This window comes from Blastopirellula sediminis (assembly GCF_020966755.1).
Taxonomy (GTDB): domain Bacteria; phylum Planctomycetota; class Planctomycetia; order Pirellulales; family Pirellulaceae; genus Blastopirellula; species Blastopirellula sediminis.
The window spans coordinates 482,124-499,906 of the sequence record NZ_JAJKFT010000002.1 but is presented as its reverse complement, the minus strand read 5'-3'; the positions used below and the strand labels follow the sequence as shown (position 1 = coordinate 499,906).

The window sequence follows — 17,783 nt, the reverse complement described above, 5'->3', positions numbered from 1 at the left end:
CATTCTTGGCGCGACCAGGCGGACTCTCATGAGGAGGTCACGATGGCCAACAAAAGTCTATTCTCGGGTCGTAACAGCAAACTACCGCGAGCCGCCGCACGCAACGAAGCCGGCGGTCGCGCGTATCGATTGGTGCCGAAGCATGCGCTTGCGCAGCTGGCGGCGACCGGCTGCTTCAACGGCGCCTTCTACACGACGGCCGAGATGCAGCTCGACGAGCTGTTGGGTTTGATCGCGCAGGTCGACGATAACCGCTTCCTGGCGAAGCTGGCGCTCTACGCGCGCGAGAAGGCCTTCATGAAGGACATGCCGGCCGCGCTATTGCTGGCGCTGGCGAAGCGCGACACGAAGCTGATGCACCAGATCTTTGATCGGGTTGTCGACAACGGTCGCGTGTTGCGGACGCTGTTCCAAATGATTCGCTCGGGCCAATTTGGCCGGACGAGCCTCTCGGCGTCGCTGCAACGTGCGTTCCAGCGTTGGCTGAACGAGGCTTCGGAAAGCAAGCTGCTGTCGGCGTCGATCGGCGCGAATCCATCGCTGCGCGACGTGCTACGTCTGGCTCGGCCAACGCCGAAGGATAACGCACGGCGTGCGCTGTTCGGTTGGCTAACCGATAAGGAAGTCGAGAAGTGGGCGCCGGCGACGGAGGCCGACTTGCCGCAATTGGTGCAGCGACTGATTGCGTACCGCAAGGCGAACAGCGGCGAGGCGCAGGCGGAAATCGCCCGTGGCCTGAACGTTCGTTGGGACTTGCTAGCGGATGCGGCGATCAATCGCCAGGTTTGGACCGAGATCGCGCGGCAAATGGGTCCGCAGGCGCTCCGGATGAACCTGAACACGCTCCGTCGGCACGACGTGCTGCGCGACCCGGAGATGATTCGCTTTGTGGCGGATCGCTTGGGGGATGCGGAGGAAGTCCGCCGCGGTCGTCAGTTCCCGTACCAGTACCTGGCAGCGTACCTGAACGCGGATCCGGAGATGCCGCACGAGGTACGTGCGGCGCTGAAGCAAGCGGCGGAGATCGCTTGCGGCAACATTCCGCAGCTGCCGGGTCCGATCGTGATCGGTCTCGATACGTCGGGTTCGATGACCTGGTCGGTGACCGGTAATCGCGGCCACGGCGCAACGAGCAAGATGCGGTGCGTCGACGTGGCGGCGTTGTTCGCGGCGGCGATCCTGCGTCGCAACCCCGACAGCGTGGTGATTCCGTTCGATACCAAGGCCTACGACGCGCGGCTCGACCCGGACGACTCGATTTTGAGTCTGTCGGAGCGGCTGGCGAAGTACGGCGGCGGCGGAACGGACTGCTCGCTGCCGCTGCGTGCGGCCAACGAGAAGTACGGCAAGCGGAAGTTTGCAGGCTGCGTATTGGTCAGCGACAACGAGAGCTGGGTCGGCCGCGGCCGTCATGGCTCGACCGGCGTGATGACGGCTTGGAACGAGTTCGTCGCGAATCAACAGAAGCTGGGCGTAAGCGCGCCGAAGTTGGTTTGCATCGACATCCAGCCGTACCAAACGACGCAGGCGCCGGAGCGCGAGGACATTTTGAACGTCGGCGGCTTCAGTGACGCGGTGTTCAACGTGGTCGCCGCGTTCCTCCGCGACGACCAAACGCGGCTCGTCCGCGAGGTCGAAGCGATCGCGCTGTAATGCGAACGCCCCTGGTTTTGCGAGTGGAGCCAGGGGCGTTTTTTTGCGTGCACAGGGCCAACACAAGCCCGCAGCGCGAACGAGGGAATGAGGCTGCAAGTCAATGACGAATGTCGAAGCTCGAATGACGAATCTCACCTCGTTTCGTCATTCTGGTTTCGACATTCGTCATTTTTCCAAACGCATTCCCTCGCTTGCGCTGCGGGCTAGTAATGATTCGTGGCTGAACCTTTCTTTGCGCTCCTCTGTCCTGGTTGGCTTAGAAGATTTTCATCGTAAAGTGCGATAGACTACAGGTCGCCCAGAGGAGCGGCGACCATTTCCCATTTGGATAGCGTTGATTTTATGAACGGACGGCAACTGCAAAAGCTCGGCGTACCGGATACGTGTCACCGCGAGGCGATCACGGCGATTCAATTCGCGATTTCTTCGGGTGCGACCAACAGCAAGCAGATCAAGACGACGATCAAGCAGATCCTGGATGCTCCGGAAGCCTATGTGGCGGACGAGCACTTCGGCCAGTTCGCGCAAGCGCTGATTGAAGACCGCGATTTCGTCCGGCCGGAACCGGTTGCGTACGAAACGTGGGGTCGCGAAGGGATCGACCTGGAGTCGCACTACCAAATGCGGCAAGCATGCAGCGTACCGGTAGCGGTCGCTGGCGCGCTGATGCCGGATGCGCACGTCGGGTACGGTTTGCCGATCGGCGGCGTGTTGGCGTGCGAAAACGCGGTCATCCCGTACGCGGTTGGCGTTGATATTGCGTGCCGTATGAAGCTGTCGGTTCTGGACATTGCGCCGGAGTCGATGGATTCGGAGTTCAATCGCTTCAAAGAAGCGCTGGAAGGCGGTACGCGGTTCGGCGTCGGCGGCGAGTATCAAAAGCCGATGTCGCACGACGTGATGGACGCCGACTGGTCGATCACGCGGATTACGCGCGAGAAGAAGGACCGCGCGTGGAAGCAGCTAGGTACGTCGGGTTCGGGCAACCACTTCGTCGAGTTCGGTCTGCTAACGCTGGCCGAGCGAGATGACGAGTTGGGCCTGGACGCGGGTAACTACGTAGCGCTGCTAAGCCATAGCGGAAGCCGTGGCGCCGGCGCCGCGGTTTGCTCGACGTACAGCTCGATCGCGCAAACGTCGCTGCCAAAGCGGTACGAAGATTTCGGCCGGTTGGCGTGGCTCGACCTGAACTCGGAAGCGGGTCAGGAATACTGGGCGGCGATGAACTTGATGGGCGACTACGCCGCGGCGAATCACGATGTGATTCACCGTCAGGTGTCGAAGCTGTTGGGTTCGCACATCATCGCTGGAGTCGAGAATCACCACAACTTCGCCTGGAAGGAAACGCACGGCGGCAAGGAAGTGATCGTTCACCGCAAGGGAGCGACGCCGGCCGCGAAGGGCGAATTGGGCGTGATTCCCGGTTCGATGGCTGACCCGGCGTTCGTCGTCCGCGGCAAGGGAAATCCTGCGTCGCTCGGCTCGGCGTCGCACGGCGCAGGCCGGCAAATGTCGCGCACCAAGGCCAAGGAGAAGTACAGCTGGAAAGCGGTGAAGAACGACCTCGAAAGGAAGGGCGTTCGCGTACTCTCGGCCGGCGCGGACGAAGTGCCTGGCGCGTACAAAGATATTCGCCAGGTGATGAACGAGCAGGCCGACCTGGTCGACATCATCGCCCGCTTCGATCCCAAGATCGTGAAGATGTGCGATGACGGCAGCAAGGCCGAAGATTAACCACGAATAGACGAGAGTCCGCCTGGCTCTCGTCTATTTCTTTTCTTGCGAATGGTCGGGCAGGATCGGCGAGTCCCAACCTTTCAGCTCGAGCGGCTGCACCCCTTTGCGGTGTCCGCCAAAGCTGAACGTAACCGGCTGATACGGGCCGACGAAGTCGATCGCCAACTCGGGCGTGATCTTCTCTTCCAGACCAAGCGACCAATAAGTCGCATTGATCAGCATCCGGCGGAAGTCGTCGTCGAGCAAATCTTCCGACGCGCCGTTGGTGGTGGTGAAGACGCGACCGACGGCGCCATCTTTTCCTTCGTAAGTGCGAACCCAAACGCCGGGGCACGGCATTTTCCCTTCGGCCGGGGCGGCGTCGGGAGTCATGGCGCTGAGCGGCTGCGCGTTGGCCAGGACGACGCTATCGGGCATCGGATCGGCCCAGTAGCCGCCTGATTGAACCCACGGCTTTTCGACGCCGCGGAGGATCGGGTGATCCTTTTGCTCGGGAATGATATCGAGCCGCGTGCTCATCTTGTGGTTCGTGCCGTAGTGGCCGGCCCACGTCTCGCCAAGCACTTGGCGTCCGAATCCTTTTTCGTACTCTTTCCCTTTGAAGTTCGTGTCGAAGCGAGCGAACTTTGCGTCGCCGGGGATTTTGAACGCGTGGGTAGCGGTTCGCATGCCGATCACCGGACCGCCGCGTTCCAGGTAATCGACGATCGGCTGCATCTGCTCTTCCGGAAAGTTCTGGAAGCGGAGGAAGATCACCATCAGATCGGCGGTCTCGAGCGCCTCGGTTCCCGGCATATAGCTGGAACCGGGGAGGATGTCGCCGGTCTTCGGATCGACCGAAAAGAGGACGGTGCACTTGAAGCCGTGACGCTTGGCCAAAATACGGGCCAGCGCCGGGAGGGCTTCTTCCGAACGATATTCATGATCGCCAGCGAGGAAGACGATATGTTTTCCCTTGCCGACGCCGGCTTCCCCTTCGTAGACGAGCGATTCAGCGAGAATCGCCGTCGGGAAGACGAACAGGGAAGCGATCAGCAGCAAACCAAAGCGGATCATGTCGGGACTTTCCAAAAGTGTGATTCGAGAGACTAACGACGGGGAACGAGAAGGGACTACTTGCCGTAGACCTTGCTCTTCTCGTCTCCGCCTGACAGCACGAAGGCGGCCAGATCGTAGATCTCTTCCTCGGTCAACCAGTTGGTCAGGCCGTTCGGCATGATCGTGGTGTTGGTTTTGGCGACGTCGTCGATATCGTCCTGCTTGATGACCGTCGGCTTGTCAGGGCTGAGCGGATCGGTGAGGAGGTGGAGCTCTTTATCGGTCTCCTTGATCACCATGCCGGAAATCGCTTTGCCGTCGACCGTCAAGACCGACTGCATCCGATACTGCGGGTCGATCTGCTTGGAAGGATCGAGGATCGATTCCAGCACATGGGCCGCGGTTTGACGGCGCGGATCGAGCTTCGACAGATCCGGACCAAAGTTGCCCCCCTTGCCGTTCAACTGATGGCACTGGGCGCAACCAAGGCGAGCAAAGTAAACCTGACCGGTGGCGAACGAACGTTTTTCGCTCGTCACTTTGTCGGCGGTCAGGTCGGCCAGCTTCCATTCTTTGACGAACTTCGGCGTCCAGCCGTCTCCGGTCGATTCGGCGATAATCGGCTTGCTGCCATCTTCCAGCGGGAACTTGGCGAGCAAGTCGTTGGCGAACCAGAAGGTGGCGTCGCCACGATCGACAGCGCGGATCTTCGCCACTTGCTGGGGCGTGATCGGCTTGGCGCGGTTCGTCCAGTTGTTGCGGACGTACGTTAGCACCGCGGCCATCTCTTCGTCGTTCAGCAACTGGCGGAAACCAGTCATCGGCGGAAGCGGCGGCGAGCTATAACGCTTTCCTTTCACTTCGATCGTACCGTGCATGCCGTCGAGCGCCATGCTGATCAATCGATCTTCCGAACCAGTCGCCCAGATGCTGCCGTCCAACGGCGGGTAAAGGTTCGGCATCCCCTGGCCGTGCGGTTGATGGCACGTGGCGCAGTGGCTTTCTCGCAGGTAGACTTCCTTGCCCATGGCCAGGATCTGCGGATCGACTTTGACCGGGATGCTATTACGCAGATCGCGGAGCGTCTTGGCGTACTTGTCTTGATCCGAAGTCATGGTGCGAGCGAGCGCTTCGCCCAGATTCAATTGCCGCGAATAGCGGTCGGCCTGACGATCGACCGGCGTCGCCTGATTGGCGAGTTCGATCAGCTTGTTCAGCACTTCGGCGCGAACCACCGGAGCCAGGCCATCGATGACCGGCTTCGACGGCAAAGCGGCGAGCGCTTCCAGACCAGCGGCCGCGTTCTCTTTGCCCAAGCTCAGCTTGGTAAAGTCGGCGATCTTGTCGGCCTGATGACCGGGCCAGGCCGAAATCGTATCGATCGCGGCCAGGCGAAGGTCCGTCTGTCCAGCCGGACGGAGGAATGAGGTCGGGATCGGCTGCTTCTTGATGCCAGGTCCGTCCCACGAAATCCGCAGTCCGTCGCCGCCGCCATTTTCAAAGTAGGTGACGACCATTTCGTGCAGACCAGCGGTCAGGTTGAGCTTGCCTCCCTTTTCGGTCATGCCGTGCAGACCGTCATGATCGACCAGCAAGGCGCCGTCGATATAGATCCGCGAACCGTCGTCCGAAGCGGTGAAGAAGGTGTAGTCGCCGGCCGCGGGAATGTCGATCGCGGCGGTCATTCGCGTGGCGAACTCATCATGACGTCCCTTCGGAACGTACTTGTTGAAGTTCTCCATTCGGCCGACCATCGTCGGTTTGACGGCGTCAAGCGTTTCCTTCGCGCAGTTCTGCGCGGGGTGCGGTTCGTAGTATTCAAACGCAACCGCCGGAGCGTCCGAAGTCGCGGCGGTCTGTCCCATCGGCTGCAACGCGGCCGGCAGCTGGAACATCAGCGGGCGAATGTGAGCGTAGAGCGACGAAGCTTGCGGCGCCTTGCTCACTTGCTTGGCGGCAGCCAGGAAATCGGCGAGGGCATCGCGCGATTCGATCGCATTGGCCCAAGCGTCTTCGGCCCGGCCCGATTGAATCCAGGCCTGGTACGCGGCGGAGCGAACCTTCGACGTCGACGCCGTATCGGCTAGTTCCGCCAGCAGCTCTTCCGAGCCGGTCAGCTTCTCGGGCGAAGTTTTCGCCAGGAGGTTGGTCAGGTCATTCAGGCTGGCGAGCTTGTCCTGCTCCGCCTTGCCGACCCAGAAGAACGTTTCGGCGATCGGAGTGCGGCCCGACGCTTGCGCGAGGGCGGCGATCGCTTCAACGCGAACGTCGGCCGGCACGCCGCTGCGGCTCAGAATCGCCTGATAAACTTCCGGCGTCCGGTCCAACTTCAGCAAGAGGTTGGTGCTCGCCTTTTGCAACGCGTACGAAACGGCTGCCGGCGAGAGGGTTTTACCCGAAGCGATCGCGTCGGTGATCATCGCGTCGACGTTAATCTGACCGCGGGCATAGGCCAGCACGGCGTCGATTTCGGGATCGGTCGGCTGCGAAGCGGCGAGGAAGATCACTTCCGCCGCGTCGGGGCCTTCGAAGTTGACGGCCGCTTTGATCGCTTCGGCCCGAACCAGCGGTTCCGAGTCTTGCGCCGCGGCAAGCAGCAGCTCGGCCCAGTCGTCGACCTTACCGGCCCAGTGACCGAGCGAGCGAATCGCGGCGGCGCGAACCCGCGGTTCGGCGGCGCCGCAAACGCGGGCGACCAGATCGCGGTTCGGCAGACGGTGTTCTTCGTGGACCCAGATGCATTCGAGCATCGCCTGGGCGTCTTCCGGATTGTTGACGTCCTTGGTATCGACGAACTTGGCGACCGCATCGGCCACTTCGTCCGAATCGCGGCCGCTCAATTCGATACGAGCGCGGTAGCGGGTCGCGCTTTCCTGTGCGTAGAAGGCGTTAAGAACTTCTGCGAGCGGTTTGTCCTTCAGCTTGACCGGTTTGACCAGCGGGCGATCCTTCGCAGTGACGCGGAAGATGCGGCCGTGCTGATGATCGCGGTTCGGGTCACGCATGTTGTGCTGCATATGCCCGATCAGCGCGTTCGCCCAGTCAGCGACATAGAGGGCGCCGTCCGAACCGATTTCGACGTCGGAGGGACGGAAGTTGGGATCGGACGAGACGAGGATCGGCTCGATCTCTTCGGCCCGAATGTCGGCGCCGTTGTACTTCACTTCATGCTGCAACACGCCGAGGAACCCGATGCAGTTGCAGATCAGGAAGTTGTTCTGAAACTTCTCGGGAAAGTGGCTGCTGTTGAGGATGCCGGTTGCGGCGACAGGACGAACACGCTTGTCAAACCATTGCTTGTTGCCGCGTCCTTTGCCGATGTTGACGTACGAACCGGTACCGCTGGTGCCGTCGTTGGCGAACTGGAAGCCCCATTTGTCAAAGACGTCGCCGTGCGGGTTCGGACCGATCGGGAAATGGAACTCCATTTCGTAGGTCCGCGGGTTAAAGCGGTGAACGCCGCTGGTGGTCGAGTGATAGGTCTGCGTCGGAGTTTCCATCGCCGCGACGTTGAAGATACCGCGCGACCAATAGATCCAGCCGTCCGGACCAAGAACCATCGCATTGGCCGAGTGGTGCGAGTCAGCGCTGGAAAGACCTTGCAGGATGCGAATCTTGACGTCGGCCTTGTCGTCGCCGTCGGTGTCTTTCAGGAACCAGAGTTCCGGCAGCGCGGCGACGATCATGCCGCCACCCCAGAACTCGAAACCGGTGACGCTGTTCAAGCCGTCGGCGAAAATGGTGCAGCGATCGGCGACGCCGTCGCCGTCGTCATCCGGCAAGCAGACGATGCGATCATGACGCGGCTGGACCGGATTCCAGTGCGGATAGCTCGGCCAGACCGAAGCGAACAAACGTCCGTTCGGATCGACCGCCATCTGCACCGGGTTGATCAGCTCGGGGAACATTTCTTCCGACGCGAAGATGTTCGCTTGCAGCCCTTCGGCCATTTGCAGCTTTTCGAGACCCCCTTCCGCGGTCAGGTACGAGAAGCTGCCGTCCGGCTTGTCCCCTTCGCGGTTCGCTTTGACGACCAACTCTTCCGGCAGGTTGTCGTCTTGGGGAGCGATCTGCTGACCGTTGGCCGCACCCCACACGACCTTGTCGCGGTTGGCGGTCATCACGTCGAAGATTTCCATTTCACGCAGCATCACGTCGGCGTTCGACTGGCCGAACCACGCGAGCTTCGAGCGACCGCCGAAGACGTTGTAGCCGTCGACCACGCGATAGCGGCTGAACCAGTAATAGTTCTTTTCGAGAACCGCGTCGTGTAGTTTGGCGATCAGGTCCGAGTCGGCAGGCGCCCCCTTGCCGAACAGTTCTTTCACCACCGCTTGGGCGACCGCTTTGTCGCCGTTCTCCAGCAGGTGAACGCCGTTCATCGTCAACGGCTTCTTCGCGGCGGCGTACATCTCTTGCGTCGGCGTAAAGAGGTCGACGAATTTGACGTCCTTCGCAGCGCAGACTTGCTGCATCGCTTCGGTGTAGGCCTTCAGGTTGACGTTGTTGGCCGAACCGTCGGGGAGATGGCGGCTGTAAAGATTCTCGTGAGCGATCGGCGAGAAGAAGACAAGCTGCGGAGCGCTGGCGCCGTTGTACTTTTGAGCGCGCATTCCGTCGATTGTTTCTTCCAGGTCCTTCTTGAAGGTCGCCAGGTTGGCGGGTCCGCGCAGCGCTTCGTTGTATCCAAAGAAGGCGAAGACGACGTCGGTCTTGTTCTTGGCCAACCACTCGTCGGCGCTGCCGAAGTTATCTTCACGCGGGCGGCTCTTCAGTTCGTCGCCGGGGAACGCAAGATTCCGGAAGGTGAGATTCAGTTCCGGATGGAGGGCATGGATGTAGGTTTCCAGCCAACCGTGATGTTGCATTCGATCGGCGGTGGTGTTGCCGATGACGGAGACGTGGTCTCCCTGTTTCAAAGTGAGCGGTTCCGCGTTAGCGCTCGTGGCGACCAACAGCAACAGGCACGCCATCAAAGACGGGAGGGCGATTCGCATAGAGTCAATTCTCAATCGGGGCGGGAGTTGGAAATGACGTAGTTACCCTACGTGAATAAGAGTGGAGGTGAGGCCAATCTTAAACTCAAACCTACGTCAATTCCAGGCTAAGGCAAGATTCCGGGGGTTGTTGCAAACCGTTGCGTGGTCATTTCGCCGCTATTGATCACAACTTCCGAAATCTGTGCACTACTCCTTCTGAGAGGCGATTTCCGCGAACTTTTTCAGGTCCTGACCCCGTAATACGGCTTCCAGCATGTCGGGAAGATGGTTCGGCGTGCACGCGAAACAGGGCATTCCCAGCTTCGCCAACTTGTTGGCGAGGTTCTCGTTGAACGAGGGGCGCCCTTGATCGGAAATCGCCAGTAGCCCGACTGCCTTTAACCCCCCTTCGAGCAACGCCTCCATTTTGCGGACGAAGCGATTCTCGTTGGGGCTGGTGTCATAGAGATCCCCCAACACGATATAGAGGGTCTTGTCTGGCGTATGCATAAAGCGTTCGCAGTAGCTGGTCGCCATCCAGTAGTCTTCGGCCCCGCTTAGCTGCACGCCAAACAGAAGATCTACCGGATCGTGACAATGTTCGGTTAGATCGACCACCTCATGATGGTTGAAAGCGACGACGTGGGTCTCGACCGCCGGCATGCTGGCGAGGATCGCTCCCATGATGCCGCCAAAGATAAGAGACGAGTGCATCGATCCAGACTGGTCCATCGCAATGATAATGTTCCAGTCGTTCTGCCGCTGCTGGCGGCTAAAGAACGACATTTGCTCGGGGATGATCGTCTTGATCGTCGGGTTGTAGTTTTTGATGTTCTGACTAATCGTGCGCGTCCAGTCGAGATTCGGCAGACTGCGAAACGGCGAATGACGATTGCGATTGAGGGCGCCGCGGACCGCTTGCACGAATCGCTGCTCGAGCCGTTTGCGAATGTCGTCGACCACCTTGCTGACCAGTTCACGGGCGGCCGCTTTCGCTTTGTCGGGAACCAGGTTCTTTAGCTGCAGGACCGTGCTGGCGAGATCGAGCGACGGTTCGACCTTCGACAAGATCTCCGGCTCGAACAACAGCTCCTTCATCCCGCGGCGCTCGATGGCGTCATGTTGAATCAGGGTGACGACGTCGGTCGGAAAGAAATTGCGAATCTGATCGAGCCACTTTGCCACTTTCGGCGCGACGCGCCCTTTGGCTGGTCCGTGCCCGACGCGCTTTTCCGACCATTCTTCTTGCGACAACTCGGAATCGTCGCCGCCGTAGATTTCGGCGAGCGCGGCGTCCATTTCCATCTGCTGCGACGAGAGCTGGAAGCCCGATCCCATATTGCAGAGCGACTCCTGGGAACTTGCCCCGAGAATCAGTCGCCAGCGAGCGAGTTGTTCCGCATCCATGTTGATCGTCGCTTTCTAGAAATCGCCGAAATCGAAGTCGTTCAGGTCGGAGAGCTTTTCCTCTTCCTCTTCGGAGAGAGGCGCTTCCAGCAGTTCGGCCGTCTGGTCTTTGTTCAGCCCCCAATGTTCGCCGAGGTTCTCGCAGATCTGCCGGCGCTCGCGCGGGACGAACGTACTGAAGGCACGGCGAAGGAACACGAGGGCCCGGGCGAATTGATCGTCGTCAAGCGAGGATACGTAGTCGGCCAGTTGTTCCCACAGGGCTTGCCGCGCGATCAACGCGTAACGATTCCGCTGCGCGAGTCCTTCAAACCAGCCGGCGCCAAGATCGGCTGGAACGCCAGGGGAAAGACGTCGCGATACCTCCCGCGACAGATCTTCGTTCGGGATCAAACCACGCTCCAGCAGAATCGCACACGCATAGCCCGATAGGAGCGGGTTTCGATCGTCGGAGTCGGCCAATTGTTGCAGACGGGTCGTCCAAAGCGTTTCGTCGACCAGTTCGGCGAACTCCAACCCGACCCGATTCAGCTTATCGATCGCTTCGAGCAAGACCTTCGCGGCCTTGTCGTCGCAGCCTGCGGCGTTGTAGAGCGAAAGGGCGCCTTCGACAAACAGTTCTTCCAGCAGCGGCAATAGCGGCTCCGGATCGAAGCGGCGGACGCTGCCGTAGCGCACGACCTGCATCAGCTCAAACGCCGCATCGGCGATCGCGCCAAAGTCGGAGGTGACGACGGCCAGTTCCTGCAGTCGCGCGCGGGCTTGATCCATCGCGGCCATCATGCCGCACTGGCAAGCGTCGTTGACCAGGTGCGCCGCGTCGGCGATGGTGACGCACTTTTCGAGCCGCGAGTTGAAGCGAAACGCCGTCGCTAGCAGGATCGTTTCCCCTTCCAGCACCGCTTCGACCAGGGCAATTTCGCTCTCCGGCGTCCACTGCATCATCCACCGCTCAGCCCACGTGGTCGACTCTTGCCGAGCGTGTGTCCACTTGGCGAACGGAACTTCCAGGATCCGCAAACGATGAAACAGCGACGAACGATTCAGGTCGAGATAGGCCGCCTCTTCGCTCTTGGCCTGGCGATTCTCTCGCAGGTCCAAATCGAGCGGCGTTTCGACCGTCGTTTTGTACTTTTCTAGCTTGAGCCGTTTCAGTTCCCGCTGGAAGTCGGCCTGGATCGAAGTTTGGCTGACCCCGTCCGGCAGTTCGCCGATCTCGGTACCGACGTCGACATGAGCGAGCGCCTCTTTGACGGTTGTTATTTCTCCCTGACCGAGGAGCGTAATTGCCGCGTCGCGCAGGTCAGAGAGCGTCGGCGCCAGGCCATCTTTGAGCGCGGAGAGGGTTTCGGCCAAACGGACGCTTTCGATCACTTCGGCAGTCGAGCGATGGGTGCCGGCCTTGCGGAGATGCTGAGCGACGCTCGACAGGTAGCGATGCGAGAGCCCGCGGACGTTCCCTTCGTTGAGCGCGTCCCACATCAGCTCGAAGTAGGCAGGCGCCTGATTTCCGGCGCCGTAGCCCGACTGCGACGAGAGCTTGAAGTAGGAGTACGGCATCAGCGTCAACTTGCTGGTGCGGCGACGAAGCGACTCCAGCTCTTCGTCGGTCATCGCAGGCAAGTCGGAGGTCAGCGCAGAGGCATGGAAGGCGCCAACGACGGCGACGATCTTTTCCGGCGGCGTACCGGCGGCGATCGTCTCTTCGATCCGACGTCGCATGTAGGCTTCGCGAACCAGGTTTTCGGCACGCCAGCGGGGGCGGTCTTCTTCCAGCTCGCGTACGGCCTGGCCGAACTCATAGGCGCCGCCCCGATAGCTGCCGAGCGAAACGTTGTGCTCGAACTGGCGCTCCCAGTAGGTTTCAAAGTCGGTCTCGCCGGCGGCGTGGGCGACTTGCTGATACAGCGAGACCTTCGGTTCGTCGAGCTCAGCGGCGATCTCCGAGGTTTCGGCGGTTTCCTCCGGCGGCGATTCCTTCTCTTCTTCCTGCTTCAGCAACGCTTCCCTTCGTTCGATTTCCCGCTGCTCATATTCGGCGTCGAGAAGGCCAAGGAAGCATTCGGACGGAAGATCGAAGAACTGGGCGTCGGCGTCATTTTCTTTGGCCCAGCAGATCGCCTGGTATTCGGGACTGTAGCGGGCCAGCGGCGTGACGATCGTGCGAACCGGCAGCGAATCGGTGTATGCGAGAATCGCGATCGGCGGCTTCGTCTCTGGACGCGTCATGTCGGCGATCAGCGGCGTCGCGTCGTCGATCCCTTCGATCAGCACGACGTCAGGCTTGATCTGATCGAGATAAGCGCGCAGCTGCCAGGCTCCCATCGGAGAGAGATGGCGAACGCCGAATACGTGGATCTTCCAACTCAACCGTTATGCTCCGAACAGGCGTTGAACAACGGACGCCAAGCGGAGCCCCGCTTCTTCAAGACGTTGGTCAAATACTCTTGCCACGCGACCTTGTCCTTCTCTTCGTCCTTGACGACGGCGCCTTGCAGACCGGCGGCGACATCTTCGGCCGAAACGGACCCGCTGCCGAAGCTAGCCGACAGAGCCATGCTGTTGGCGAGCACCGAGATCGCCTCGGCGGTCGAAAGGACGCCGGAAGGAGACTTCAGTTTGTTCTTGCCGTCGAGCGTTTGGCCAGTGCGAAGTTCGCGGAAGATCGTGACGACCTGCTCGATCGCATCTTCGGAGGGGAGGTCCGACTTGAGTGATAGGTTGGAGGCGAGTTCGGCGACCCGTTTGCCGACGATTTCGATCTCGGTTTCGATCGTGCTCGGCGTCGGCAACACGATAATGTTGAAGCGTCGTTTGAGGGCGGCCGACATGTCGTTGACGCCGCGGTCGCGGGTGTTGGCGGTCGCGATGACCGAGAATCCCTTTTGGGCCGGCACTTCGGTCGCGAGTTCCGGAATCGAAACCCGCTTTTCCGAGAGGAGCGAGATCATCGCGTCTTGCACTTCGGAGGCGCAGCGGGAAATTTCCTCGAACCGCGCGAGTGAGCCGGACTCCATCGCTCGCAGCACCGGGCTTTTGATGAGGGCTTCATGACTGGGACCACGGGCGATCAACATCGCGTAGTTCCAGGTATAACGAATCTGCTCTTCGGTCGTGCCGGCGGTTCCCTGCACCACTTTGGTCGAGTCGCCGTTGATCGCCGCGGCCAAGTGTTCCGAGAGCCAGCTCTTCGCGGTCCCTGGTTCGCCGATCAACAGCAGCGCGCGGTCGGTCACCAGCGTTGCGATGGCGATCTCGACCAGACGGTTGTAGCCGATGTACTTTGGCGTGATGTCGAGCTTCCCTGCCTTGCCGCCGCAGATATAGGTATGAACAGCCCGAGCCGACATTCGCCAGCCTGGCGGCTTGTCGTATTTGTCTTGCTCGATGAGGGCTTCGATCTCGTGAGCGTAGAGCTCTTCGGCTGGAGAGCGAAGGTCGCCTCCCGAGGAAGGTTTGGCGGCGGCGGAACTCGATTTCTTCGCCATGGGCGATTCCTTGCAAGCGAAAGTTGGGAGAGTTGTGCGATTAGGTGCGGTTCTTCAGGTCGGCGATTGCAACGATGTAGCGGTCGGCGTCCGCTTCGTCCATTTTGGCGATGCAGGCTTCCAGCTTCGGAACGTCGGCCGGCGTGAGCATTCCGATGAGCCGGCTGAATATTCCGGAGTAGTAACTGACGGCGTACTTCACTTTTTTGAGCATCGCCTGGGTTAAACAGTCGACCGCCTTGGGATGATTGATGCGAATCATCGCCTGGAGCGCTTCGAGCATCTCGTACGATTCGGTCTTGCCCTTCAGGAAAGCCTGGACATTCTCCTCTAGGTACTTCTGAACGCCGGGGTGTTTCGGCCGAGCGATCTGAATCGCCAGCGGCAGATCGTCGACCTCGATCGCCAGGTCGAGCCAACGCGGATCGAGTTCGACCACATTCCGTATCTCAGGCTGATAGTCGTACAGAAGATTCGGGAGCCGCGTATGGCTGATCAGCGTGCTCGAGACCGCCTCCGCCTTCGCATTGGCCGCTGCCGCCGCTTTCCCCTTCTTGCCATCCTTGGGCGGGATCAGATAGCCATGAAAGAGATCGTAGAATCGTTTCGGTTTTTCTTGGCGGATCGCGGCTTCGACTGCGATGTCGAGTCCATGTTCGTCGAGCGACTCATGGTTGGCGATCACCAAGTCGCGCGTTTTGTCGGTCGAGGTCGCCATGGCGCGAAGGATTAGCAAGACGATCGAATCGTACGAGCCGGTTCCTTCCAACTTGGTAATCGCGGCACGCTGCTCGAACAGTTCGATGAGGAGCGCTTCGGTATCCTTGTCGCTACGATCTCGCAGGGCCTGGAGCAGCTCATGCAAGCGGGCGCTGCGCGCGGCGAGGTTTTTGTCTTTCGGCTTGGTCGCCAGGTATTCGGCGAGAGCCGTCCGCGTTTCCGAATGAAGGGCGGCGACGACGAGGGGATGCTTCCCTTGACGGGCCGCTTTTAGCGCTTGCAAATTGCGCGGCTTTTGGATTCCTTCAGCGAGCGCGGTAGCGGCTTCCTTCGAGTTGATTTCGGCGAGGGCCAAATAGGCGGCCTCGCGAACGTCGGCCGCTTTGGCGGACGATTGCTCGATCAAGAAGGGGACGTCGCTCGGATCGCGGAGCTTGGCGATCGCGACCACTTTGACCTCTTTGGAGCCTTCTTTCAGGGCGTTGCGGACATACTTGTCGGCGCCTTTGGGATCGACGCGATAGAGGAGCGATAACCGCCGCGCGTCCCCTGCCCCACCCTTTTGATCGAACTTCTCGACGATCATCGGCACGATCGACTTGCCGTACTGCGCCAATACGTTCGCTTCGACGAAATCGCAAACCTCGTGATACGAGCCGTCGAGCGCCGCGATTGCGGGACCCAACAGGCGCGGATCGGGAAACGGGTTTCGCTCGAGCGATTCCCGAATTACTTCCAACCGACCGGAACCGGTACTGGTCAGCGCGGTCGCGACCGACTTCAGCAGACTGGCCGGGGAACGTTTCGGTGTGATCCCCTCGCCGACGCGCTCGATCGGCGCCAGTTTCCCTTCGGCGCCAGTCGCCCCTTGCGTGTAGAGGATCGCGTTAATCAGCGTGCTGAGGCTGAGCAGCGCCTCTGGCGCGGTTTTTTCGTTACTTTCCACGACGTTGTTGACCGCTTCGGCCACCTTGGCGAAGACCGGGGCCTTTTCGCCTGCCTTTTGGAGCGGCGGTACGAGCTTTTTCAGACGAAAGTCGCCGCACGCGACGCTGCTGCCGGCGATCGACAACCGTCGGACTTCGTCGTAGACCTGGGTCAGCACGGGAATGCTCATCGGAAGACTCCTTCAGCCGAAGCGAGAAAAGACGAAGTTAGAAGGTGAGACGGTGGATCGCGTCGGCCGTGACGATCGACAACGGTTTGATCTGCAGCTTGCCGGTATCGAGGTCGTGCCGGAACCGTGCGATCAGCGTTTGCTTTTTCAGCAAGTCGGACGGGAGCAGCGCCAGCAAATTGCAGGTCTTTGGCTCTTCGTCGAGGCCTGTTTCGGTCAGCACCAGACGCTCTCCTTTGGCGTCTTCCGCGACGTACTGATCTCCCACCATGCCGATCTGGGCGTAGTTCAAAGCGTAAATCGGCAGCTTGTCGGCGAGCGGATTCTTCAGCTGCGTTTTGACCTGTTTGATGACGTCGGTAAAGCTGGCGTGACCGCAGCTTTGGACTTTCTTGAAGTCCTTCTTGTCCAACGGCCGCATCGTCATCCCTTCCCAGCGAATTCGCGGGTTAACGTCGCCGGGATAAACGCAAAGTTCGCTGACCGACGCGACCTGAAAGAAGCTGTCTTCCGCTTTGATATGCTTCGCCGCTTTGTAGGGACGGAACGTTTGCGTCAGTTGAATCGCGCCGTTGCTGAGGTTCATCCAGATGCCGGTATCAACGTACTCGCGTCGTGCGACGTCGTCATACGCATTGAAGGCGAGCTGCACGAGTTCGACGTTTTCCTGAACCAGTCCGGCATCTTTCAGCTCGCGCAATTGCCACGCATGTCCCAGCCACGCGGCGATGCTCGACTCGGTTTCGGGGGCGAGTTCGGGGTCAGCCAGACGCTTTTCCAGGTAGGCGCGTCCTTGCTTAACCAGTGAGCTGAGCCGTCCCAATTGATCGAGCGCTTCGCTGTAAACCGACTCGCGCTGGGTGGAGCTCTTGTCCTCGTCGTGGTCAGCGAAGAGCTTCGTGTAGCTGTGCAGGGCCGATTGGGCGCCGGGGAGATAGGCGTTGCCTAGTTGCTTGGCTTGTTTCTCGATTTCGGCCGCCGACTTGGCGTTCATATTGCCGATGCCGAGCTTCACCAGATCGTGCGTCAGCTTTTCGAGCAGGTCGAGCCCTGCGAGCTGCGCTTTGATCTTTTTGGAGAGGGCCGATTTGTTGACGGTCCGTGGTTTGTCGGCGTCCGCCTTCTTCTTCTCGGCTCGCACCGCCGCTTTCTCCCGCTTGTCGGCGATCGCCGCGGGGACTTCGGCTTCGGTGAACTTTTTCCCTTCGACATAGGCGTAGAGAAGTCCGAGCGAATGCTTGCAGGGAAACTGCCGGCTGGGACAGCTGCAGCGATAGGTGACCGTTTCGGGATTGGTGAAGTCGGCCGAGCAGAGATACGGCGTCTTCCCGCTTCCCTGGCATTCGCCGAACAACAACGTTTCGTCGTCCGACTGATGCAGTTTGACGAACTTATTTTTCAGGACGAGACCGCGACCATTGGCGGCGGCTGCGGCGTTCGGCGCTGCGGCAGCGACGAAGTCGGCGTCAATCGAAATCATGAAAATCCATCCCACGCATTGACTAGAGGAGACCGTCCATCCGGGACCGCCGCATTGTTGCCGGGGGGGAAGTGACTTTCAAGTTGCGAACGTGGAGATTGATTGAAATTTTTGAATTCGATTCGCGCAGAAAAAAAGCCGCAGTCTGTCAGGAAGGACTG

The 17,783-nt window shown here is 60.2% G+C and carries 9 protein-coding genes; 2 read left to right on the top strand and 7 right to left on the bottom strand.

The annotated features are described in order from the left end of the window. Positions 1-42 precede the first annotated feature (42 nt). Both LOC68_RS02440 and LOC68_RS02435 read left to right on the top strand, forming a co-directional pair. Positions 43-1,653 carry a TROVE domain-containing protein gene (locus LOC68_RS02440; protein WP_230215286.1) on the top strand — a complete coding sequence of 537 codons (1,611 nt, stop codon included), beginning with the start codon at positions 43-45 and terminating at the stop codon, positions 1,651-1,653. Between the two features lie 345 nt (positions 1,654-1,998). Then, positions 1,999-3,390 carry an RtcB family protein gene (locus tag LOC68_RS02435; RefSeq protein WP_230215284.1) on the top strand — a complete coding sequence of 464 codons (1,392 nt, stop codon included), beginning with the start codon at positions 1,999-2,001 and terminating at the stop codon, positions 3,388-3,390. A 33-nt stretch (positions 3,391-3,423) separates the two neighbouring features. Here LOC68_RS02435 and LOC68_RS02430 read toward each other — a convergent pair whose 3' ends face one another. The 7 genes from LOC68_RS02430 to LOC68_RS02400 form a co-directional block, all read right to left on the bottom strand. Continuing rightward, entirely contained in the window at positions 3,424-4,449 is a 1,026-nt protein-coding gene (locus LOC68_RS02430) for a ThuA domain-containing protein (RefSeq protein WP_230215283.1), read from the bottom strand. Positions 4,450-4,505: 56 nt separating this feature from the next. Then, the gene (locus LOC68_RS02425; RefSeq protein ID WP_230215281.1) at positions 4,506-9,428 is read right to left on the bottom strand and encodes a PVC-type heme-binding CxxCH protein; all 4,923 of its coding nucleotides are present in this window, start codon (positions 9,426-9,428) and stop codon (positions 4,506-4,508) included. Positions 9,429-9,617: 189 nt separating this feature from the next. After that, the gene (locus LOC68_RS02420) at positions 9,618-10,817 is read right to left on the bottom strand and encodes a VWA domain-containing protein (protein ID WP_230215273.1); all 1,200 of its coding nucleotides are present in this window, start codon (positions 10,815-10,817) and stop codon (positions 9,618-9,620) included. A 15-nt stretch (positions 10,818-10,832) separates the two neighbouring features. Next, positions 10,833-13,187: a DUF5682 family protein gene (locus tag LOC68_RS02415; protein ID WP_230215271.1), complete on the bottom strand. Its 2,355-nt coding sequence runs from the start codon at positions 13,185-13,187 to the stop codon at positions 10,833-10,835. Then, positions 13,184-14,305 carry an ATP-binding protein gene (locus tag LOC68_RS02410; RefSeq protein WP_230215270.1) on the bottom strand — a complete coding sequence of 374 codons (1,122 nt, stop codon included), beginning with the start codon at positions 14,303-14,305 and terminating at the stop codon, positions 13,184-13,186. Before LOC68_RS02410 ends, LOC68_RS02415 begins: the two co-directional genes overlap by 4 nt. Positions 14,306-14,345: 40 nt before the next feature. Continuing rightward, positions 14,346-16,142: a HEAT repeat domain-containing protein gene (locus LOC68_RS02405; RefSeq protein WP_230215268.1), complete on the bottom strand. Its 1,797-nt coding sequence runs from the start codon at positions 16,140-16,142 to the stop codon at positions 14,346-14,348. 37 nt (positions 16,143-16,179) lie between these two features. Next, on the bottom strand, positions 16,180-17,622 hold the full coding sequence (locus tag LOC68_RS02400; protein ID WP_230215266.1) for an SWIM zinc finger family protein: 1,443 nt from the start codon (positions 17,620-17,622) through the stop codon (positions 16,180-16,182). Between the last annotated feature and the right edge of the window lie 161 nt (positions 17,623-17,783).